The organism is Luteibacter sp. HA06, from assembly GCF_054061215.1.
The window spans coordinates 4,793,427-4,815,000 of the sequence record NZ_JBSSDZ010000001.1; the positions used below are offsets into that span (position 1 = coordinate 4,793,427).

A 21,574-nucleotide genomic window follows, 5' to 3' on the forward strand; every position below is an offset into this window, starting at 1 on the left:
TCTGATCGACAAACGGATTGCGAAAAGACCACTTCCAAAAAAAAGGCCACCCGAAGGTGGCCTTTTTCTTGCGATCCCGGCCCCCAGCCCGAGGGCTGGAGACTTCGATCCGACTTCGATGGATCAGAAGTCGTAGGTGATACCGAAGCGAGCGTAGCGCGGCTGCGACGAGTACAAGGTGGCCTTGTAGTTCGACTCAACGCCCGACGACGTACCAGCCTGCGGATAGATCTGCAGGGTCTCGCGGCTGTTGAAGACGTTGAACACCGTGATGTTGAAGGCCAGCTTCTTGTCGGCCCAGACCGGACGGTACTCAGCGCTCAGGTCGAACAGGTACAGCCAGGGGGTGTGACCCATGGAGCCCGGCGACGACGGCTGACCGTAGCAGTAGTGGTAGAAGTCACCGTAGCCGACCGGATCGCTCTGGTCCGCACCGAACTGACCAAGGCAGGACTTCGGCGCACCCGACGAAACCGACAGGTTACCGGAGAGCATGACTTCGTCGGTCAGCTGATAGGAACCGTAGGCCTTCAGCACGTGACGACGGCTGTTGGACAGTTCGCCACCCGAGTACTGCATGAGCTGCGGGAAGTCCCAATCGACCGTTGCCGAGACGTCGGTCTGGCCGACGTCGGAACGAACCTGGCCTTCCGAGTTGCCGTAGCTCTTCGAGTAGACGTAGTCGACCTTGCCGTACCACTTACCATCGAACGGATGCTCGAGGTACATCTCGAGGCCGTAGTAGTTACGCTTGAGCTGCGGGAAGCCGAAGTCGGCGTTCGACACGTTGGCCTGGTAGTAGCCGCCCTGCGTGTTCGGGACCAGGAACTGCGAAGCGCGGCCCGGGTTGAACAGGTAGCTACCCTGGATCGGACCGATCGTCGTCGGATCCACACCCTGGTTGACCAGCGTCTGACGGATGATGTCCGAATCGCCGACGTCATCGATGGCGTTACGCAGCTTGCGCAGCGTGGCCTTCGCGCCGTAGACCCACTTGTCGCCGAGGGTCTTGTCGAAGCCGAGGATGAACTCGTCCTGATATTCCGACTTCAGGTTGCGCGAAGCAGCCGTGTTCGGATCACGCTGGATGCCGTACTCGCTGTTGGCCGAGATCGGGCCGCCGGTGGCGGTCTGGATCGGCGTCAGGCCGGTCGGCTGACCGAGCGAGTCGATACCCGTGTAGGTGAAGTACTCACGCGTGTAGAGCGACTGACCCGCGGAACGCAGGGCAACCGATGCCGGCATCGCGAGGTAGTAACGACCTGCGTTGGCATAAATCTTCAGGCTGGAATCGCCATTGACGTCCCAGGTGGCACCCAGGCGCGGAGCCCACTGCGGGCTACGCAGGCGCAGGTAAGCCGAGCCGTTCGTGTCGTAGTTGGTGAACTGGTCGTTACGGATGCCGACCTTCACCAGCCAGCGATCATTCACCTGCCAGGAATCTTCGAGGTACTGGGCGCGCTGCGTCGTGCGGACCGATGCCTGCGTGTTGTACTTGTACTTATCGACATAGTAGCCACCCGCACCCGGGTTACCGACGTAGTCGCTCGAACCCGGCTCGCCAACGATCGGCTGGCCTTCGTCGCCCTGGGCGTAGACCCACGCATAACCCGGACCGGTCGTGAACTGACCGTCGTCCTTGTCACGAACGTTCTGGTTATCGATACCGCCGGTGATCGTGTGATCGCCGATGTGGTACGCCAGATCGATGCGCAGGTTGGTGTTGGTCGACTTATGGTTCGGCGCGAAAGACAGGCTGGCCGGATTGTCGTTCGTAATCGGGCTACCGCCGTTCAGGTCCGGATTCTGGCTGTTCGGGCCGGAGATGTGCGGATTCGGCGACGACGACACGTCAGTGAAGTACGTGCCCTTCATCTTGCCGTAGAGGGCCGTCAGGGTCAGGTCGTCGGTGATGTAGCTGGTGAACTTGGCCGAGTAGACGTCCGCACCGGTCTTGTTCAGCGACGGGGCACCGGAGGTGTCCTTGCCGATGTACGCACCACGCTGCAGCGTGTCGTAGTCGAAGTTGTACTGCGAAGCGTTGTAGCTCTGCTTGTTCGACGCGCCGGTGACTTCGAGGATGTTGCTGTCGGTGATGTTCCAGTCCAGCTTGCCGTAGTACTTCGGATTGCGGTAGCTCTGGCTCTGGTAGGTCGGCGTGTCCTGCGTCTTGACGTTGGTCGCTTCCGTACGCTCCTGCTCAGCAGCGAGGAAGATGTACAGCTTGTCCTTGATCAGCGGACCACCGACGTAGGCCGACTCGACGGTGCGGGTCTGCTTGTTGCGCTCGTTGTACTTGTAGATCTCGCCGGCATTGGTGTTCGGGCCGCTGATCACATAGTGGTCGTTACCCGGTGCCGAAGCGGCGCCGTTCGGCTCCCACAGGATCTGCGCACCGAAGTGCCATTCGTTCGTGCCGCGCTTACCGACCTGGCTGATCACGCCGCCAGCCGAACGACCATAGGCCGCACCGTAACCGCCAGCGAGGATTTCCTGCTGGTCGATCGCGCCGTAAGGCAGGGTGATACCGCCGAAGCCGCTGAGCGGATCCGTCGTGTTGAAGCCGTTGATGTAGTACGCGTTCTCGGTAACCGAGCCGCCACCGATCGAGACCAGGGCGTTGCCGGTCGGACCCTTGAAGTAACCACTACCACCGACGGCACCCGGAGCCAGCAGAGCGATCGACTCGGCGGTGCGGGCGAGCGGAAGCTTGGCGAGCTGCTCGGAGGTGATGACCGTGCGCGAGTCGACCGTCGAGACGTCGACCGGCGGCAGGCTGTTGGCAGTGACCGTGACCGAGTCAAGCGACTGAGCGGAAGCCGCGGTCGCAGCAGCGGCGAACGAGATGTCCGAACCCTTGCCAACCGTCAGGCTGACGTTCTTGCGGGAATCGACGACGGCACCGTTGCGCTTCAGGTCAACGTTATACGTACCGACCGGCACGTTGCTGATCTGGAAACGGCCCGAGGCATCAACCGGGATTTCGCGGTTGAAACCGGTGTTGCCGGTGATCTGAACGGAGTCGCCCGGCTGGGCGGTACCGAAGATGCTACCGCTGGTGGCCTGAGCGAGAACAACGCCCGTGCCGCCCAGACCGACTGCGAGGGCGACAGCCAACGCCGTATGACGCAGGAACGAACCCTGCTGAGTGATGCGAGAACTCATGAGCAAATCTCCCCAGATCGACCCAACCGGGTCTGAAAACGAGCAAAACCGACGCCAGGCCGGAAAAAATTGGCGGCCTCGTCGGTGCTCGCTTCAAGGGGATGGAATCACCGCCACTCCTCCCAGAGTGACAAGCGCCCCCATAAAACTGCTCCCGACAAGTCCTACGACTCTTACTGAACGGGAGCAGCATCACAGTTTGTGAATGCCCCGCCCAGATTCGTCGATGCCGAACATAGGCTTTGGGGGCTTGTCGTGTCAACAAAATATTTACAACGGCTTACGGTCTACGTGACGCTTGGGAGAACGCCATCTAGCTATGAAATCCTTATCTGACAAGCACCTGGCCCAAAAAGGCCACCGGGAGGCCCGGTGGCATCTGGGGAGACGCTTGCGTTCCGTCCATGGATGCTTTGTTCTGATTGCTCGCTTGGTTCTGTTCAGGTTTACGCCGCCGGGGTGGATGGCCCCGACGGCACCTTCATCAGAAGTCGTAGCTGATACCAAAGCGCGCATAACGCGGCGTGGTCTGGTAGAGCGGCACACCGTATCGCGTGTTCGGGCCGGCGGCGGCGAGCGTGCTACCCATGAGCGGGTAGGTCTGCGTACGCTCGCGCTGGTTGAGCAGGTTGAACACGGTCACGTTGAAGGCCAGCTTCTTGTCGGCCCACTCCGGACGATATTCGACTGAGCCGGTGACGATGTACGTCCACGGATTGTGGCCTGCATCGCCAGGGCGTGAAACCTCGCCCGCGCACCAGTGGTAGTACGAGCCGTAGCCGAGGCTCGGGTTCGTCTGATCCGGACCGAAGTAGCCAAGGCAGCTCTTCGGCGTGCCCGAGGCGATCAGAATGTTGGCAGAAACCAACCACTCCGGAGCCAGCTGGTACGAGCCGTAGATCTTCAGCTGATGCTTGCGGCTGTTAGCCAGCTCGCCGCCGGCGTACTGCATGACCTGCCAGTAATCCCAGTCCACCGTCGCCGAGACGGTGTCCTGACGAATATCCGAACGAACCTGGCCTTCCGAGTTGCCGTAGCTCTTCGAATACAGGTAGTCGAACCTCACCTGGTACTTGCCGTCCCACGCGTGGTCGAGGTACATGTCGAGGCCGTAGTAGTTACGCTTCGAATGCGGGAAGTGGAAGTCGTCGTTCGTCATCTGGACGTCGTAGTAACCGCCATTGGTGTTCGGGATGGCAAACGTATTGGCGCGGCCCGGGTTGAACAGATAGCTACCCTGGATGGCGCCGATCGTAGCCGGATCGATACCCGAGGCAACCATCTTGTCTTCGATGGCCTGGCCGTCACCGACGTCATCGATCGAGTTGCGCAGCTTGCGCACCGTCGCTTTGGCACCGTAGGTCCAGCCAGCCCATGCCTGGGCATCGAAGCCGAGGATGAATTCATCCTGGTACTGCGACTTGATGTCGGTGGCTGCGGCGGTCTTCGGGTCGCGCGGGATGCCGTATTCGCTGTTGGCCGAGATCGGGCCGCCCGTGCTGCTGAAGATCGGAGCCAGACCCTGCGGGATACCCTGGCCATCGATGCCGGTATAGGTGAAGTATTCACGGGTATAGAGCGAAGCACCGGCCGAGCGCAGCGCGACGGTCGACGGCAGCGCGAGGTAGTAACGACCTGCGTTGGCGTAGATCTTCAGGCTGGAGTCGCCATTGACGTCCCAGCTGACGCCCAGGCGCGGGGCCCACTGCGGCTTCTTCAGGCGCAGGTACGGATCGCCGTCCTGGTTGTAGTTGGTGAACTGGTCATTACGAATACCAGCCTTCACCATCCAGCGGTCGTTCACCTGCCAGGTGTCTTCGATGTACTGGGCACGCTGGGTAGTGCGGACCGAGGCCGCAGTGTTGTACTTGTACTGCGCAACGTAGTAGCCGTTGCCCGGCGGGGGAGCGACATACGACGAGTCAGTCGGCAGGGTGCCGATGATCGGCGTGGCAGCGTCGCCCTGCGCGTATTCCCAGGCATAACCGGGACCCGACGTGCTCACGCCGTCGTCGGTGTCACGAACGGTCTGGTTATCCATACCGGCGACGATGGTGTGATCGCCGATGTGCCAGCTCAGGTCGATACGCAGGTTCGTGTTGGTCGACTTGTGGTCCGGGTTGTTGACCTGCGCAGCCGGGTTGCCGTTGGTGATCGGACCGTTGGGCGCATAGGCCGGGTTCTCATCGGTCGCACCCAGGATCGACGGTACGGTGTTGTCACCGCCCGGAGCCGTGTAGTACTTGCCCTTCATCTTGCCGTACAACGCAGTCAGCGTGATGTCGTCGGTGATGTAGCTGGTGAACTTGGCAGAGTACAGGTCGGCACCGGACTTGTTCAGCGGTGCGCCCGCGACGTCCTGGCCAACGTAAGCGCCCTTGTAGCCGGTGTCGTAGTCGTAGTCGTAGATCGGCGCGTTGTATTCCTGCTTGTTCGACGCACCCGTCAGCTCAAGAATGTTGCTGTCGGTGATGTTCCAGTCGATCTTGGCGTACAGCTTCGGGTTCTTGTAGGTCTGCTGATACGTGAACGGAGCAGCGATGCTGGTGGTCTGTGTACCTTCGCGGCGCTCCTGCTCAGCGGCAAGGAAGATGTAGAGGGTGTCCTTGATCAGCGGGCCACCGGCGTATGCGGAGTACGTCGTGCGCCACGACGTGTCCCTGTCATTACGGTCGTAGATCTTGCCAGCGTTAGAACCGACCGTGCTGTAGTAGTTGGACGGGTCGGCCTTGAGAGCCCTCGGCTCCCAGAGAACCTGGGCACCAAAATGCCATTCGTTCGTACCGCGCTTACCGACCTGGCTGATGACGCCACCCGAGGAACGACCGTAGGCCGCGCCGTAACCGCCGGCGAGGATTTCCTGCTGGTCGATCGCGCCGTAAGGCAGGGTGATACCACCAAAGCCGCTGAGCGGATCCGTGGTGTTGAAACCGTTGATGTAGTAGGCGTTCTCGGTGACTGCCGAACCGGCGATCGAGACCAGAGCGTTACCGGTCGGACCGGTGAAGAACGAGCTACCGGCGACGGCACCGGGCGCCAGCAGGGCGATTGCTTCCGCGGTGCGAGCCAGCGGCAACTTGGCGAGCTGCTCGGAGGTGATGACGGTACGCGAGTCGACTGCGCTGACGTCGATCGACGGCAGGGCATTGGCCGAGACCGTGACGCCTTCGAGGCTGGTCGAAGCTGCGGCGGCCGCGGCGGCGCCTGCAAAGGCGACTTCCGTACCGGAGCCGACACGCAGCGTGACGTTCGAACGCGAGTCGACGGCGGCACCGTCGCGGTTCAGGGTGACTTTGTAGTTACCCAGTGGCAAGGAGCCAACCGTATAACGACCTGCGGCGTCGACATTGACGGTACGGCTCACGCCGGTGTCGCTGGTAACGGTGACGGTCTGGCCGGCGCCTTCAGGGGCCTGGCCGAAAATGGAGCCGGTGGTCGCCTGAGCGAAAACAACACCCGACACGGAACCCAGGCCGATGGCCAGGGCAAGTGCCGTGCGACGTCCCAGTGACGATGCGCGGTAATGACGCGAATTCATTGAATGCCTCTCCCCGTTAAAATTCGCTATCGCAAAAAGGTGCGATTCGCGACAAAGCCGACCCCGGCCCGGTGAACACCAGGCTCTGTTTCAAATCGGCGGTAAAAAGTCCCCGTTAAACAACGTGATCTGACGAAAGACCACGCACCCCGAGCACCGCCCGCAAGAGCGATGTGACACATATACGTAAGGTTTCACGGGTAAGCAATGCGAAATTTTTACATTCTGATTACATGTCGCAACAACATATTACGCAGCACTATTAACGCCCCGAAAAAACTTCCGGCGCGGCAACACGTTACGTAATCGCTATTTGCGCCGCAGCGAAACCTAAGACGGTGTCCTAGGAAAGATTCTTACCGTTCGGAGGCCGTAGGGCAGGCAAAAAAAGGCCACCGGGGGTTACCCGATGGCATCTGGGGAGACGCGTGGCGGACCAGTCCATGGATGCCTTGTTCTGATTGTCTGGTTGATTCTGCTGACGCAAATGCCGCCGGGGTGGATGGCCCCGGCGGCGCCGTCATCAGAAGTCGTAGGAGATACCGAAACGGGCGTAACGCGGCTGCGTCTGGTAGAGCGGCACGTTGTAACGCGGATTCACGCTGTCCGTGCTGCCGTACTGCGGGAACGTCTGCTGTGCCTTGCGCTGGTTGAGCAGATTGAAGACCGTGACATTGAAGGCAAGCTTCTTGTCAGCCCATTCCGGACGGTATTCGAGGCTGCCGGTGAGGATGTACGTCCAGGGGTTGTGACCGGCCTTACCCGGCTGCGACGGCTCGCCGTCGCACCAGTGGTAGTACGAGCCGTAGCCGAGGTTCGGGTTGGTCTGTTCCGGACCGTAGAAGCCAAGGCAGCTCTTCGGCGTACCCGATGCAATCAGGATGTTGCCCGAGGCCAGCCATTCCGACGCGATCTGGTACGAGCCGTAGATCTTCAGCTGGTGCTTGCGGCTGTTGGCGAGTTCGCCGTTGGCGTACTGCATGACTTCCGCGTAGTCCCAGTCGACCGTCGCCGAGACCGTGTCCTGACGGATGTCCGAACGAACCTGACCTTCCGAGTTGCCGTAGCTCTTCGAATACAGGTAGTCGAACCGTACCTGATACTTGCCGTCCCACTGGTGATCGAGGAACAGTTCCAGGCCGTAGTAGTTACGCTTGGAGTGCGGGAAGCCGAAGTCGTCGTTGGTCATCTTGACGCTGTAAAAGCCGCCATTGGTGTTGGGCACCAGGAAGGTGTTCGCGCGACCCGGGTTGAACAAGTAGCTACCCTGGATCTCGCCGATGGTGTCCGGATCGATACCGGTGGCGACCATCTTGCGCTGGATCGCATCGGCATCGCCGACGTCGTCGATGGCGTTACGCAGCTTGCGGACCGTTGCCTTGGCGCCATAGGTCCAACCTGCCCATGCCTGCGCGTCGAAGCCGAGGATGAACTCGTCCTGGTACTCCGACTTGATATCCGTACCAGCGGCGGTTCTCGGATCGCGGGCGATGCCGTACTCACGGTTGGCGGAAATCGGACCACCGGTGCTGCTGGCGATCGGGGTCAGGCCCTGCGGGATGCCATTGGCGTCGATGCCGGTGTAGTTATAGTACTCGCGGGTGTATAGCGAGGCACCGGCCGAACGCAGCGCGACGCTTGCCGGCAGCGCGAGGTAATAACGACCCGCGTTGGCGTAGATCTTCAGGCTGGAGTCGCCGTTCACGTCCCAGCTGACACCCAGGCGCGGGGCCCACTGCGGCTTCTTCAGGCGCAGGTAGGCTTCGCCGTTCTGGTTGTAGTTGGTGAACTGGTCGTTACGGACACCGGCCTTCACCATCCAGCGATCGTTCACCTGCCACGTGTCCTCGATGTACTGGGCGCGCTGTGCGGTGCGGACGGATGCCTGCGTGCTGTAGATGTAACGGGCAACGTAGTAGCCCTGGCCACCCGGGGGGGCCACGTACGCGCTATCCGTCGGCAGCTTACCGATGATGGGCTTGTTCGCGTCGGTGTGGTTGTATTCCCAGGCATAGCCCGGACCCGACGTGGTCAGACCGTCGTTGTTGTCGCGGACGTTCTGGTTGTCCATACCGGCAACGATCGTGTGGTCGCCGATGTGGTAGCTCAGGTCGACACGGAAGTTCGTATTGGTCGACTTGTGCTTCGGATCGTTGACGCGCGCGCTCGGGTTGCCGTTGGTGATCGTGCCGTTCGGGGTATAGGCCGGGTTCTGGTTGCCTGCCGTCAGAATCGCCGGGTTCGTGACATCCAGAGCAGGCGCGGTGTAGTACGTGCCCTTCATCTTGCCGTACAGCGCGGTCACGGTCAGGTCATCGGTGATGTAGCTGGTGAACTTCGCCGAATAAAGATCCGCACCGGACTTGTTCGGCGGCACACCGGCCACGTCCGGACCGGTATAGGCCCCGCGCAGACCGGTCGCGTACGAGTACCTGTACACCGAGGCGTCATAGTTCTGCTTGTTCGACGCACCGGTGACTTCAAGAATGTTGCTGTCGGTGATGTTCCAGTCGACCTTGGCGTAGAGCTTGGGATTCTTGTAGTTCGTCTTGTAGACGAAGGGCGCATCGCGATTGGTGGTCTGCTGGCCCTCGCGCTTCTCCTGCTCGGCGGCAAGGAAGATGTACAGGGTGTCCTTGATCAGCGGGCCACCGGCGTACGCGGCGTACGTCGTGCGCCAGGTCTTGTCGGTGCGGTTATTGTCATACAGCTGACCGGCGTTCGGGCCGATCTGGCGGTAGTAGTTGAACTGGTCGGCCTTGGTGCCATTCGGCTCCCACAGCACCTGGGCACCGAAATGCCACTCGTTGGTGCCACGCTTGCCGACCTGGCTGATCACGCCGCCGGCCGAACGGCCGTAGGCCGCGCTGTAGCCGCCGGCGAGGACTTCCTGCTGGTCGATCGCGCCGTAAGGCAGGGTGATGCCACCCAGACCGCTGAGTGGATCGGTGGTGTTGAAGCCGTTGATGTAGTACGCGTTCTCGGTGACGGCGCTGCCGGCGATCGAGACCAGAGCGTTACCGGTCGGACCGGTGAAGAACGAGCTACCAGCAACGGCGCCCGGCGCGAGTAGGGCGATGGCTTCCGCGCTGCGGCCCAGCGGGAGCTTGGCGAGTTGCTCGGAGGTGATGACGGTACGCGAGTCGACCGCGCTGACGTCGATCGACGGCAGGGCGTTGGCCGAAACGGTGACGCCTTCGAGACTGGAAGCCTGGGCGGCCGAAGCGGCGGCGCCCGCGAAGGCGACTTCCGTACCGGAACCAACACGCAGGGTCACGTTCGAACGCGAGTCGACGGCGGCACCGTCGCGGTTCAGGGTGACTTTGTAGCTACCCAGCGGCAGCGAGCCGACGGTGTAACGACCGGCCGAATCCACGTTGACGGTACGGCTGACGCCCGTATCGCTCGTGACGGTGACAGTCTGGCCAGCGCCCTCGGGGGCCTGACCGAAGATGGAGCCGGTGGTCGCCTGGGCGAAAACAACACCCGACACGGAACCCAGGCTGATCGCCAGAGCAAGTGCGGTGCGACGTCCCAGTGACGATGCGCGGTAATGACGCGAATTCATTGAATGCCTCTCCCCGTTGAAATCCGCCAATCGTAGAAACCTGCGATTAGCGACAAGCCGATCCCGGCCCGGCGAATGCCAGGCTCTGCTGTAAATCGGCGGTGAATATCCCCTTAAACAACGTAATCCAACGAACGATTACGTTCCCCTAAGCGTCACCTGTGAGGGCGACCGGAGAAACATATACGTAAGGTTTCACGAGTAATCAATACCAAATATTCACAATTCGTAACATGTCGCGACAATTACCTACAAGGCACTATCAACGCGGTCTAAAATCTTTCGGCGCGACAAGATGTTACGAAATTATTTTTTCAACGCACCTCCGGCCTAGGACATCGGCCTAGGAAAGATTCCTAGCTAAAAACCGCAATCTTCGGAGACCCCGGACCAGCGATACACACGCTCTGAGGGCGCATACCGGGCGGCTAGGGAGGGGATGGATCGGCTCAAACTTACGAAACTTCTCAATTGAAAGGCTTTCGAAGGGAAATCGCTGTACACCGATTGCGAGGTTCGCGCGTTTGTTCGCGAAATCGCCGGGGGGCGGCCTGTAGAAAACAACGAGGTTCCAAGCGCATGAATGACAATTCGAGGGGATCCGTCCTGGCCGATGCCGCCATGGGTGGCCTGGACAACAGCCGTGGAGATGCCAGCGTGCCGGCCTCTTCATTCGCCAGCCGCGTCCGTGCGGTCATCAAGATCTCAGGCAGTGTCAGCGAGATCGCCCGCCGTTGCGGGTTCTCGGAAGGCGTCGTGCGCAGCTGGCGCGACGGCAACACCGATCCGTCGCGCGGACGCTGCGTGACCATGGCCAAGACCCTTGGTCTGTCGCTGGTCTGGCTGGCTGCGGGCGAAGGCCCGATGATGCTGGATGGCTCGGGCGATGACCCGGCTACCCGCACTGAAACTTCCGAATCCGTTCGCGGACGCGAAGGCCGTAACGAAACGCACGTCCAGCCGGGGGCCGCGCTCGACCCGTCGCGCCTGGCGGCGGCGATGAAGCTGCTCCAGTCGGATATCGAAATGACGGGCAGCCGCTTCTCGCCGGTGCGCCACTCCGATCTGGTCGCCGAGATGTACGCCATCCTCGCGCGCTCGAACGAAGCCGACTATGCCGATCGCATGGTTGCCTTCCGCCGCACCCTGATGTCACGCATCCAGGACGACAAGGGCGCCGCGGCGGCCTGATTGCCTGCGCGGACCCGTTCCGCTCCCACCACGCCGCGAAGGCATGGTGGGAGGTCGGTCTGTTTCGCTCAGAGGCGGGAGATATCGGCGATCGCGCCGAAGGTCGCTTTCAGCTGCGCAAGCAGCGCGAGGCGGTTCGCGCGCACCGCCGGGTTCTCGGCGTTGACGAGCACATCGTCGAAGAACCGGTCCACCGGCGCCTGGAGTGCCGCGAGGCGAGCGAGCGTGCCCGTGTAGTCGCCCGAGGCCAGCAGGCCCTGCGAGTCCGCACGTGCGGCTGCCAGGGCAGCGTGGAGTTCACGCTCGGCATCGGAGTCGAAGTAGGCCGCGTCGACGGTCGCCGGGATCGGCGGCGCATCGGCTTCTTCCGCCTGCTTGCGCAGGATATTGGCGACACGCTTGTTCGCGGCGGCGAGGCTCGCCGCTTCGCTACGACGCGCAAACTCACCCACGGCCCGAAGCCGCCGATCGAAGTCGGGTAGCGTGGCCGGAGCCACCGCAAGCACCGCTTCGAACTGGTCGGTCGAGAAACCCTGGTCCGCGTAGTACCCGCGCAAGCGCTCGAGCACGAAAGCCTGGATCTCGTCACCCAACTCCCGGCGGCGCGCGCCGAGGTCGACCGACGGGACCTTGCCGTCCTTGCCTGGCTTCACGCCGGCCAGGAGAGCGGTTTCCGGAATCATCTCCAGGGCTTCGGTCAACGTCGCACGGAGCTCGATATCGAGATTACCCTCGATCAGCGTACGGGCGAGGCCCAGTGCGGCGCGACGCAACGCGAAGGGATCCTTGTTACCGCTCGGCTTGAGACCCACGGCGAAGATGCCCGCCAGGGTGTCGAGCCGCTCGGCCACGGCAAGTACCTGCCCCACCTTGCCCGCGGCGATGGCGTCGCCACCGAATCGCGGCTGGTAGAAGCTGTCCAGCGCGTCGGCCACGCTTGCATCGATACCCTGGCGCGAGGCGTAGTAACGACCCATGACGCCCTGCAGTTCGGGAAACTCGCCGACCATACGGGTGAGCAGATCGCACTTGGACAGGGCAGCCGCATGGGTGGCCTGTCCCGCGTCGACATCGACGCGGTTGGCGATCACCCGGGCCAGCTCTGCCACGCGGACCGTCTTGTCCCACAAGCTACCCAGTGACTGCTGGTAGGTGACGTTCTTAAGGCCTTCCTGATACTCCGCCAGCGGCGACTTCAGGTCGGCGTCCCAGAAGAACTTGGCGTCCGCGAAGCGGGGACGGATGACCCGCTCGTAGCCTTTGCGGATCTCGGCCGGATCCTTGCTCTCGATGTTGGCGACACCGATGAAGTGTTCCGTCAGCCGCCCCTCGGTGTCGAACACCGGGACGAACTTCTGGTTGGTCTCCATGGTGGTGACCAGCGCTTCCGGCGGTACATCGAGGAAGGCACGTTCAAAGGTGCAGGCGATGCCGACCGGCCATTCGGTGAGGTTGGCGATTTCGTCGAGCAGGCTTTCCGAAAGGCGCGGCACGCCGCCGGTGGCAACGCGGGCGACTTCATCGCGCACACGCTGGCGGCGCTCGGTGGGATCGGCGAGCACATGGGCGTGACGCAAGGCATCCAGCCAGCTATCCGCGTCGGCGACGTGGATCGGCTTGGGATGGTGGAACCGGTGGCCATTGCTGAGACGTCCGCTGGTCAGGCCGAGAATCTGCCCGTCAACGATATCGGCACCGTGCAGCATCAGCAGGGTGTGCACGGGGCGCACGAAGCTGTCCTCGCGATTGCCCCAGCGCATGGCTTTGGGAATCGGCAGCGCCTTGAGCGATTCGGTGACGATCTCGGGCAGCAAGGCAGCGGTCGGCTGTCCCGGCTTCACGGCCCGGAAGACGAACCAGGCGCCCTTGTCGGTCTCGAGCTTCTCCAGCGCCGACACCTCGACGCCGCAGGACTGGGCGAAGCCGACCAGGGCCTTGCTCGGCTCACCGTCGGGGCCGAGGCTGGCGGCGATCGCGGGACCACGGCGCTCGATCGTCTGCTCGGGCTGCGCGACGGCCACGTCCGCGATGTAGACGGCAAGGCGTCGCGGCGATGCATAGGCCTTTGCCGAGGCGTAGTCGGCGGACACGCCGCGTTTCTCCAGCCCCTCAACCACGCCGCGCGCGAACGCGCCGGCAAGATCGTCGAGCGCCTTGGGAGGCAGTTCTTCGGTGCCCAGCTCGATGAGGAGCGGCAAGCGCTTATCGGCCATGGACGGCCTCCTTGTCTTTCTTCAGGCCCGGGAAGCCGAGCTTCTCGCGCTGTGCCACGTAGGCTTCGGCCACGGCGCGCGCCAGGGTACGGACGCGCAGGATGTAGCGCTGGCGCTCGGTCACGCTGATCGCGCGGCGCGCATCGAGCAGATTGAAGGCGTGGCTGGCCTTGCAGACCTGCTCGTAGCCCGGCAACGGCAGCCCTGCGGCGATCAGCTTCGCGGCTTCGCCCTCGCAGACGTCGAACCAACGGAACAGTTCGGTCACGTTGGCGTACTCGAAGTTGTAGGTGCTCTGCTCCACCTCGTTCTGGTGGAACACATCGCCATAGGTGACCACGCCGTGCGGGGCGTGTGTCCAGACGATGTCGTAGATGCTGTCGACGTTCTGCAGGTACATCACCAGGCGTTCGAGGCCGTAGGTGATCTCGCCGGTCACGGGGCGGCATTCGAGACCGCCGGCCTGCTGGAAGTAGGTGAACTGCGTCACCTCCATGCCATTGAGCCAGACTTCCCAGCCCAGACCCCAGGCGCCCAGCGTCGGCGACTCCCAGTTGTCCTCGACGAAGCGGAGATCATGCACCAGGGGATCGATACCCAGCGCTTTCAGGGAGCCGATGTAGAGCTCGATGATGTCTTCCGGATTCGGCTTGAGCACCACCTGGTACTGGTAGTAGTGCTGCAGGCGGTTGGGGTTGTCGCCATAGCGGCCATCCGTCGGGCGACGGCAGGGCTGCACGTAGGCGGCCGCCCAGGGCTCGGGTCCGAGTGCGCGCAGGAACGTTGCAGGATGGAAGGTTCCCGCGCCGACCTCGGTGTCGAGGGGCTGGACCAGCACGCAGCCCTGCTCCGCCCAATAGCGGTTCAGGGTCTGGATCACGTCTTGGAAAGTGGGCGCGGACATGGTTCCCGAGTCCTTGATAAAGCGGGCTAGTATAGCGGCGTGGGATTCACACAGGGTCGCAAGTCATGGCAGTCAATGCGCAACACGGCGCCCTTCTCGGACGCCGTGCCCGGCTGGAACTCGACGAGGTGCTCGCTTCCCTCGTTGTCGACGGATACCTGACCGGGGAGGACGCCAAACGCGTCCGGATGAGCTCGAAGAGCGGCAAGACCGCCATTGAACTCTATCCTCTGGTGGTCGTCGCCAATGCCAAGGTGGACAACCGCCGCGAGGCAGGCCGCCCCCTGAGCCTGGAAGGCCTCATGGAGTGGCTTGCCGGCAAGGCCGACCTGCCGTACATGAAAATCGACCCGATGAAGGTCAACGTGGCGCAGGTGACCCAGGTGGTCAGCAGCGCGTACGCGCAGCGGCATCGCATCCTTCCCGTATCGGCGACGTCCAGCGAGGTGGTCTTCGCCACGGCCGAGCCGTTCGACGCCAGCTGGGCCTCGGACCTCGCCCACATGCTTCGCCGTGACGTCCGCCGCGTCGTCGCCAGTCCCATCGACATCAACCGCTACCTGCTCGAGTTCTACGGCGTGCAGCGGTCCATCCAGATGGCCCAGGACGCCAAGGGCATCGGCGACACCTCCAAGATCATCAACTTCGAACAGCTGGTCGAACTGGGTAAGGGCGGCGAGCTGGGGGCGGACGACAGACATGTCGTGCACATCGTCGACTGGCTGCTTCAATATGCCTTCGAACAACGCGCGTCCGACATTCACCTGGAGCCGCGTCGCGACGCCGGGCAGATGCGCTTTCGCATCGACGGCGTGATGCAGAAGGTGTTCGAGCTGCCACCACCGGTGATGACGGCCGTCACCTCACGCATCAAGATCCTCGCCCGCATGGATGTCGCCGAGAAACGGCGCCCGCAGGATGGCCGCATCAAGACACGATCCGCCGGCGGTCGTGAGGTCGAGCTTCGTATTTCGAGCATGCCAACCGCCTTCGGCGAGAAGATCGTCATGCGCATCTTCGATCCCGACCTGGTGATGAAGGACTTCGCGCAGCTTGGCTTCTCCGAAGAGGAAGGTTTGCTGTGGCGAGGCATGGTCGAACGGCCCCACGGCATCGTGCTGGTCACCGGACCGACCGGCTCCGGCAAGACGACGACGCTCTACTCGACGCTCAAGCATCTGGCCAAACCGGAGCTCAATGTCTGCACGGTGGAAGACCCGATCGAAATGGTCTCGCCGGAACTCAACCAGATGCAGGTGCAGCCAGCGATCGACCTGGACTTCGCCGCGGGCGTTCGCACGCTGCTGCGCCAGGATCCGGACATCATCATGATCGGCGAGATCCGCGATCTGGAGACCGCACAGATGGCGGTGCAGGCCTCGCTGACCGGACACCTCGTTCTTTCGACCCTGCACACCAACGACTCGCCGAGCGCGGTGACGCGCCTCCTCGACCTGGGTGTGCCGCATTACCTCATCCAGTCGACCCTGACCGGCGTCGTCGCCCAGCGACTCGTGCGCACACTTTGCCCGCACTGCAAACGGGCCACCACGCAAGATCCCGATCAGTGGCGCGTTGTCACGCACGGCTGGGACATTCCCGTGCCCGAGCGTGTATTCGAGCCCGTAGGGTGCCTGGAGTGCCGGAAGACAGGCTTCCTCGGCCGTACCGGCATCTACGAGATGATGCCCGTCTCGTCGCGACTGCGCGGACTCATTTCCGCTGAACTGGATCTTTCACGTCTTGGCGCGGCTGCCCTGCGCGATGGCATGAAGCCCCTGCGCATTTCGGCCGCCGCCCAGGTCGCCCTGGGCGTGACGACGGCCCGCGAGGTACTCAACGTTCTTCCGCCCACCGATATCGACGATACGATTTCGCCATGAAGCCTTTGCTCATCATCCGCACCGGCCGCGCACCGGAGGTCATCAGTGCACGCCACGGTGATTTTCCGCGCTGGTTCCGTCTCGGTCTCCGCCTGCCTGCACCGCACGTTCGCGTGATCGACGTCGAGCAGGGCGACCGCCTCCCCGATCCGGGCGAATGCGCTGGTGCCGTGATCACCGGGTCTGCCTCAATGGTGACCGAGCGCCTGCCGTGGAGTGAGCGCACGGCCGGCTGGATTCGCGACGCGATGGACGTGGACCTGCCGTTACTTGGCGTGTGCTACGGACATCAGCTGATGTCGCATGCCCTCGGTGGTCGCGTCGACTACCTGCCGGGCGGTCGCGAAATGGGGACGGTCCGCCTCACGACAGCCACGGAGCACGCGGGTGGCGACATGCTCGGTTCGTCCCTGCCAGGTAGCTTCCACGCCCATGCGACGCACGAACAAAGCGTCATGGATTTGCCGGCGGGTGCCGTTGCGCTGGCTCGCTCGGAGCGCGATCCCCATCATCTGGTCCGCTACGGCAAGCATGCGATCAGCACGCAGTTTCATCCCGAATTTTCGGCGGAAGTGATGCGAGCCTATATCAGGCGCAAGCACGATGTACTTCGCGATGAAGGCCAGGCGCCGGACGATATGCTCGCCGCCGTCGTGGCGACGCCCGCGGCGACCATGCTGTTGCGCCACTTCGTGCGCAGCCACCTGCTGGCGCCGCGCGCCATGTCAGCCGCGTAGACGCCGGACGATAGCTCCGCGCGAGAAGAGCGCGAAGACGATGCCGAACACGAAGCCGCCGATGTGCGTCCACCACACGACGGCACCGTAACTGGCACCGGCAATACTGAAGAGCAACTGCACCAGTGCCCAGATCCCGATGAGCAGGAATGCTGGTACGCGAACGAATTCCAGGAAGAGTCCAAGCGGAAGCACGAGGCCGAGCTTGGCCCGGGGGAACAATGTCACGTAAGCGCCGACGACTGCCGACACAGCGCCGCTGCAACCGATGATCGGAACGCCAGCCCCGGTCAGAGAAATGGCACCGATCAGGTTCGCTACCACCCCGCCGAGCAGGAAAAGCAGAAGGAATCGGGAAGACCCAAGACTTCGTTCCGCCGGCAGGCTGAAGATAACCAGGAAGAGCAGGTTGCTGAGCAGGTGAAGCCAGCCGCCGTGAATGAAGAGCGCTGTAAACAGGCGCAACAGGGCGGGATCACTGATCTGTCCCCAAAGCGGCAGGCCAGGGCTGAACAGGTGCGCCGGCACGGTGCCCCAACGCCGCATGATCGCGTGACGCTCGTCCGGCCCGCTCAACGCCAGGGCCACGAAGCACACCACGCACACGAGGACGATCAGAATCGTGGCCCAGCACAGTCGAGAGCGCCGGCGGGTGTCAACCTGGACGAACATACTCAGGGCACGCCGCGAGCGAGGTGCGGACCTTCGGCCTCTAACGACGACAAGGCAAACATGGTCTCCGGACCGACGACACCGTCGGCCGCAATACCGAAGCGCTGCTGCAAGCTTCGAACGCGAGCCTCGACCGTTCGGTCGAACGTCACCGACGCCGGCGCGCCGTTAGTACCGCCGCCGTCAGGCGGGAGACGGCCGAGTAGCCACCGCATGCCGTCGCCGGCATCGCCCCTTGACAGCTTCGCGGGCATGACAGGATCCACGCGGAAAACCGCGTAAAAGCGGCCGTTCCACACATGTTCGAAGACGTCGCGCGTCAGATCGACGTATTTACCACCTAGATACAGACGAATTGCCTGATCGCCGGCACCCACCAGCAACACCTGCTGCCGGGCGTGTGCCTCGTCGAGCTCGAGCACGATCGGCCGGTCGAATCGACGTAACTGGTCGAGCGAACCACGTCCACTGACGCAGGCAAACCCCGGAAAAATGATCGCGTCACAGTTGATCGCGTTGGCAACCGAGGTGTCCTTCGAACCGACTTGCCACCGTGCGAGTAGCTCTCCCCACACCCTGACTTTGCCGACGTCCGGGGCCGGCAAAGCCTCGCTTAGCTTTGCCATCGCCTGTTCGGGGGTGACCGCTACGAGGTTCTTCGGCCGCGATGGACTGCGTCCCGAGAGGAACCAGGTCGCTGCACCACCGACGAACAGGATGGCCAGCATGGCGCCGACCGCAAGGATAGGTTTTCGGTAGCGTCTCAGCCAATACCGCGCGTGTTGCGGTAGTACTTCGCGAGCGACGAATCCCAACGCCCGCTCTCCGATGGACTGCTCACCTCGTTCCGCAGCGCGCTCGAGGGCACGATGGGCCAGGGCATTGAGCCGGCGCGGGTTGCCTTTGCCATCGTCGCGAAGCGTTCGCAACCCGAGTCGGCTGAAAGGCATGCGAGCCGTACCGGCTACATGAAGCCGATGACGAACGTAGCGCTCGCTCTCTTCGCCGCCCAGCACCGGCATCGGCAAGCGGCTGCGAACATGCGCGGCGATCGAGGGCGCTGAGGGACCAGAAAGCCGGTCACGTAGCGCGGGAAGTCCGGCAAGGACGATGTGGAAAGGAGCGTCGACGTTCTCACAGGCGAGGAGCAGACGCTCGACGATGGCGAGGTCTTCGTCGGCAAGCTGATCGCCGTCGTCAAGAATCAGAAGGAAGCGATGGCTGCCGTGCTGCGAAATGCGGCCGAGGCCTGCGGCTAGACCATCGACGAGGTGGTCTTCGGTATTGGCTTCAGCGCTCAGAGGCAGCGGCAATCCAAAGCCGGCATACATCGCTCGCAACCAGGCCACGGTCTCCAGCGCGTAATCACCGGCCGTCTGACGCACGGGACGCACGCCGTGATTAGGCGCGTCCGCTTCGATCAGCATGCAGATCAAACTCTTGCCGACGCCCGCCTCACCCGTCACGAGCGTGACGCTGGAAGCCGTGGACGTCAGCTCATATTCGACGTGCGCGAGGATCTCCCGCTCGCGCGCGAACAGGCAGGCAAAGCGCGGATCCGGTGCGTCGCCAAATGGCAGCTCGCGCAGCCCGAAGGTCTGTAGGTACATGGCCCTAATGTAGCCGATTGTGGGAGCCGCTTCAGCGGCGATAACCCGGTTGCGATGGTAAGTGTGGGAGCCGCTTCAGCGGCGACAGCCCGGTTGCGGTGAGCTGGCCCGCTGCCGCGGGATCGCCGCTGAAGCGGCTCCCACAGGAATCGCAGGCAAAGAAAAACCCGCCTTCTTTCGAAGACGGGTTGTTCCGGTATAAGGCCCCTGGCGGTGACCTGTTGCGGGTCGTGCGCTGCGCGCAGGTAAAAAGCAGGCAAAGAAAAACCCGCCTTCTTTCGAAGACGGGTTGTTCCGGTATAAGGCCCCTGGCGGTGACCTACTCTTGCATGGCTTGAGCCACACTACCATCGGCGCATGCGCGTTTCACTTCTGAGTTCGGGATGGGATCAGGTGGTACCACGCCGCTATGGCCGCCAGGGAAGGGGTGGAAGCAGCGCTATAAAAGCGCCGGCTTCACAGAGGGTGTAAACGAGTGACAAGCGTCCGGATTCGGAATGCGAGTAGAGAGAAGTTTAAGACGGTGAAGCGTCTTGGGGTTATATGGTCAAGCCTCACGGCTCATTAGTACACGTAAGCTCAATGCATTGCTGCACTTCCACACCGTGCCTATCAACCACCTAGTCTTGATGGTGCCTTTAGGAGAGTCAAGCTCTCGGGAGATCTCATCTTGGGGCGTGCTTCCCGCTTAGATGCTTTCAGCGGTTATCACTTCCGTTCGTAGCTACCGGGCAATGCCATGGGCATGACAACCCGAACACCAGCGGAACGTCCACTCCGGTCCTCTCGTACTAGGAGCAGCCCCCCTCAAATCTCCAACGCCCACGACAGATAGGGACCGAACTGTCTCACGACGTTCTGAACCCAGCTCGCGTACCACTTTAAATGGCGAACAGCCATACCCTTGGGACCGGCTACAGCCCCAGGATGTGATGAGCCGACATCGAGGTGCCAAACACCGCCGTCGATATGAACTCTTGGGCGGTATCAGCCTGTTATCCCCGGAGTACCTTTTATCCGTTGAGCGATGGCCCTTCCATACAGAACCACCGGATCACTAAGACCTACTTTCGTACCTGCTTGATCCGTCGATCTCGCAGTCAAGCACGCTTATGCCTTTGCACACAGTGCGCGATGTCCGACCGCGCTGAGCGTACCTTCGTGCTCCTCCGTTACTCTTTGGGAGGAGACCGCCCCAGTCAAACTACCCACCATACACGGTCCCCGATCCGGATTACGGACCTAGGTTAGAACGTCAAGCACTTCAGGGTGGTATTTCAAGGATGGCTCCACCAGAACTAGCGTCCTGGTTTCATAGCCTCCCACCTATCCTACACAGAAGAACTCAACGTTCAGTGTAAAGCTATAGTAAAGGTTCACGGGGTCTTTCCGTCTTGCCGCGGGAACGCTGCATCTTCACAGCGATTTCAATTTCACTGAGTCTCGGGTGGAGACAGCGCCGCTGTCGTTACGCCATTCGTGCAGGTCGGAACTTACCCGACAAGGAATTTCGCTACCTTAGGACCGTTATAGTTACGGCCGCCGTTTACTGGGGCTTCGATCAAGAGCTTCGCCTTGCGGCTGACCCCATCAATTAACCTTCCAGCACCGGGCAGGCGTCACACCCTATACGTCCACTTTCGTGTTTGCAGAGTGCTGTGTTTTTGATAAACAGTCGCAGCGGCCAGGTTACTGCGACCCCTCGATGCTCAGTCACGCACGTGACCACACCAAGAGGCGCACCTTCTCCCGAAGTTACGGTGCCATTTTGCCTAGTTCCTTCACCCGAGTTCTCTCAAGCGCCTTGGGATTCTCACCCTGCCTACCTGTGTCGGTTTGCGGTACGGTTTTTCTACAGCTGAAGCTTAGTGGCTTTTCCTGGAAGCGTGGTGTCAGTCACTTCGTCCTCATAGGACTCGTCTCGGTGCTCGGCATAAAGATTCCCGGATTTGCCTAAGAATCATGCCTACCGCCTTTCCCCAGGACAACCAACGCCTGGTAGACCTAACCTTCTCCGTCCCCACATCGCACTGTAGAAAAGTGCAGGAATATTAACCTGCTTCCCATCGACTACGCATTTCTGCCTCGCCTTA

10 protein-coding genes and 2 rRNA genes (1 of these 12 running past the window's edge) are annotated in these 21,574 nt (G+C 62.1%); 3 read left to right on the forward strand and 9 right to left on the reverse strand.

Annotated elements, in window-relative coordinates:
* Nucleotides 1-123: 123 nt before the first annotated feature.
* The 3 genes from ACVWWJ_RS22115 to ACVWWJ_RS22125 all read right to left on the reverse strand — a co-directional run bounded on the left by ACVWWJ_RS22115 (nt 124) and on the right by ACVWWJ_RS22125 (nt 10,271).
* Nucleotides 124-3,165 carry a TonB-dependent receptor gene (locus tag ACVWWJ_RS22115; protein ID WP_456969500.1) on the reverse strand — a complete coding sequence of 1,014 codons (3,042 nt, stop codon included), beginning with the start codon at nt 3,163-3,165 and terminating at the stop codon, nt 124-126.
* A gap of 484 nt (nt 3,166-3,649) precedes the next feature.
* Complete coding sequence (locus ACVWWJ_RS22120) at nt 3,650-6,703, reverse strand: outer membrane beta-barrel protein (RefSeq protein WP_456969501.1); 3,054 nt, start codon at nt 6,701-6,703, stop codon at nt 3,650-3,652.
* 523 nt (nt 6,704-7,226) lie between these two features.
* Complete coding sequence (locus ACVWWJ_RS22125) at nt 7,227-10,271, reverse strand: TonB-dependent receptor (protein WP_456969502.1); 3,045 nt, start codon at nt 10,269-10,271, stop codon at nt 7,227-7,229.
* A 579-nt stretch (nt 10,272-10,850) separates the two neighbouring features.
* On the opposite strand from ACVWWJ_RS22125, the gene ACVWWJ_RS22130 reads away from it, so the two are divergent.
* Complete coding sequence (locus ACVWWJ_RS22130) at nt 10,851-11,462, forward strand: helix-turn-helix domain-containing protein (protein ID WP_159892910.1); 612 nt, start codon at nt 10,851-10,853, stop codon at nt 11,460-11,462.
* 68 nt (nt 11,463-11,530) lie between these two features.
* On the opposite strand, the gene glyS is transcribed toward ACVWWJ_RS22130, so the two are convergent.
* Both glyS and glyQ read right to left on the reverse strand, forming a co-directional pair.
* Nucleotides 11,531-13,675, reverse strand: coding sequence for a glycine--tRNA ligase subunit beta (gene glyS, locus ACVWWJ_RS22135; protein ID WP_456969503.1), 2,145 nt, complete (start codon nt 13,673-13,675; stop codon nt 11,531-11,533).
* Complete coding sequence (glyQ, locus tag ACVWWJ_RS22140) at nt 13,665-14,579, reverse strand: glycine--tRNA ligase subunit alpha (RefSeq protein ID WP_456969504.1); 915 nt, start codon at nt 14,577-14,579, stop codon at nt 13,665-13,667. The genes glyS and glyQ overlap by 11 nt, the downstream gene beginning before the upstream one ends.
* A gap of 65 nt (nt 14,580-14,644) precedes the next feature.
* On the opposite strand from glyQ, the gene ACVWWJ_RS22145 reads away from it, so the two are divergent.
* On the forward strand, nt 14,645-16,462 hold the full coding sequence (locus ACVWWJ_RS22145; protein ID WP_159892916.1) for a GspE/PulE family protein: 1,818 nt from the start codon (nt 14,645-14,647) through the stop codon (nt 16,460-16,462).
* Nucleotides 16,459-17,199 carry a glutamine amidotransferase gene (locus tag ACVWWJ_RS22150; protein ID WP_456969505.1) on the forward strand — a complete coding sequence of 247 codons (741 nt, stop codon included), beginning with the start codon at nt 16,459-16,461 and terminating at the stop codon, nt 17,197-17,199. The genes ACVWWJ_RS22145 and ACVWWJ_RS22150 overlap by 4 nt, the downstream gene beginning before the upstream one ends.
* On the opposite strand, the gene ACVWWJ_RS22155 is transcribed toward ACVWWJ_RS22150, so the two are convergent.
* The 4 genes from ACVWWJ_RS22155 to ACVWWJ_RS22170 all read right to left on the reverse strand — a co-directional run.
* Nucleotides 17,188-17,871 carry a rhomboid family intramembrane serine protease gene (locus ACVWWJ_RS22155; protein WP_159892920.1) on the reverse strand — a complete coding sequence of 228 codons (684 nt, stop codon included), beginning with the start codon at nt 17,869-17,871 and terminating at the stop codon, nt 17,188-17,190. The two genes, ACVWWJ_RS22150 and ACVWWJ_RS22155, sit on opposite strands and share 12 nt — an antisense overlap.
* Before the next feature lie 2 nt (nt 17,872-17,873).
* The gene (locus tag ACVWWJ_RS22160; protein WP_456969506.1) at nt 17,874-19,481 is read right to left on the reverse strand and encodes an AAA family ATPase; all 1,608 of its coding nucleotides are present in this window, start codon (nt 19,479-19,481) and stop codon (nt 17,874-17,876) included.
* 306 nt (nt 19,482-19,787) lie between these two features.
* A 5S ribosomal RNA gene (gene rrf / locus ACVWWJ_RS22165) occupies nt 19,788-19,902 on the reverse strand.
* Between the two features lie 122 nt (nt 19,903-20,024).
* A 23S ribosomal RNA gene (locus ACVWWJ_RS22170) occupies nt 20,025-21,574 on the reverse strand; it runs 1,335 nt beyond the window's last position.

Coding starts and splice junctions, on each gene's coding strand:
- ACVWWJ_RS22115 (WP_456969500.1), bottom strand. CDS start 3,165: ATGAGTTCTCGCATCACTCAGCAGGGTTCGTTCCTGCGTCATACGGCG.
- ACVWWJ_RS22120 (WP_456969501.1), bottom strand. CDS start 6,703: ATGAATTCGCGTCATTACCGCGCATCGTCACTGGGACGTCGCACGGCA.
- ACVWWJ_RS22125 (WP_456969502.1), bottom strand. CDS start 10,271: ATGAATTCGCGTCATTACCGCGCATCGTCACTGGGACGTCGCACCGCA.
- ACVWWJ_RS22130 (WP_159892910.1), top strand. CDS start 10,851: ATGAATGACAATTCGAGGGGATCCGTCCTGGCCGATGCCGCCATGGGT.
- glyS (WP_456969503.1), bottom strand. CDS start 13,675: ATGGCCGATAAGCGCTTGCCGCTCCTCATCGAGCTGGGCACCGAAGAA.
- glyQ (WP_456969504.1), bottom strand. CDS start 14,579: ATGTCCGCGCCCACTTTCCAAGACGTGATCCAGACCCTGAACCGCTAT.
- ACVWWJ_RS22145 (WP_159892916.1), top strand. CDS start 14,645: ATGGCAGTCAATGCGCAACACGGCGCCCTTCTCGGACGCCGTGCCCGG.
- ACVWWJ_RS22150 (WP_456969505.1), top strand. CDS start 16,459: ATGAAGCCTTTGCTCATCATCCGCACCGGCCGCGCACCGGAGGTCATC.
- ACVWWJ_RS22155 (WP_159892920.1), bottom strand. CDS start 17,871: ATGTTCGTCCAGGTTGACACCCGCCGGCGCTCTCGACTGTGCTGGGCC.
- ACVWWJ_RS22160 (WP_456969506.1), bottom strand. CDS start 19,481: ATGTACCTACAGACCTTCGGGCTGCGCGAGCTGCCATTTGGCGACGCA.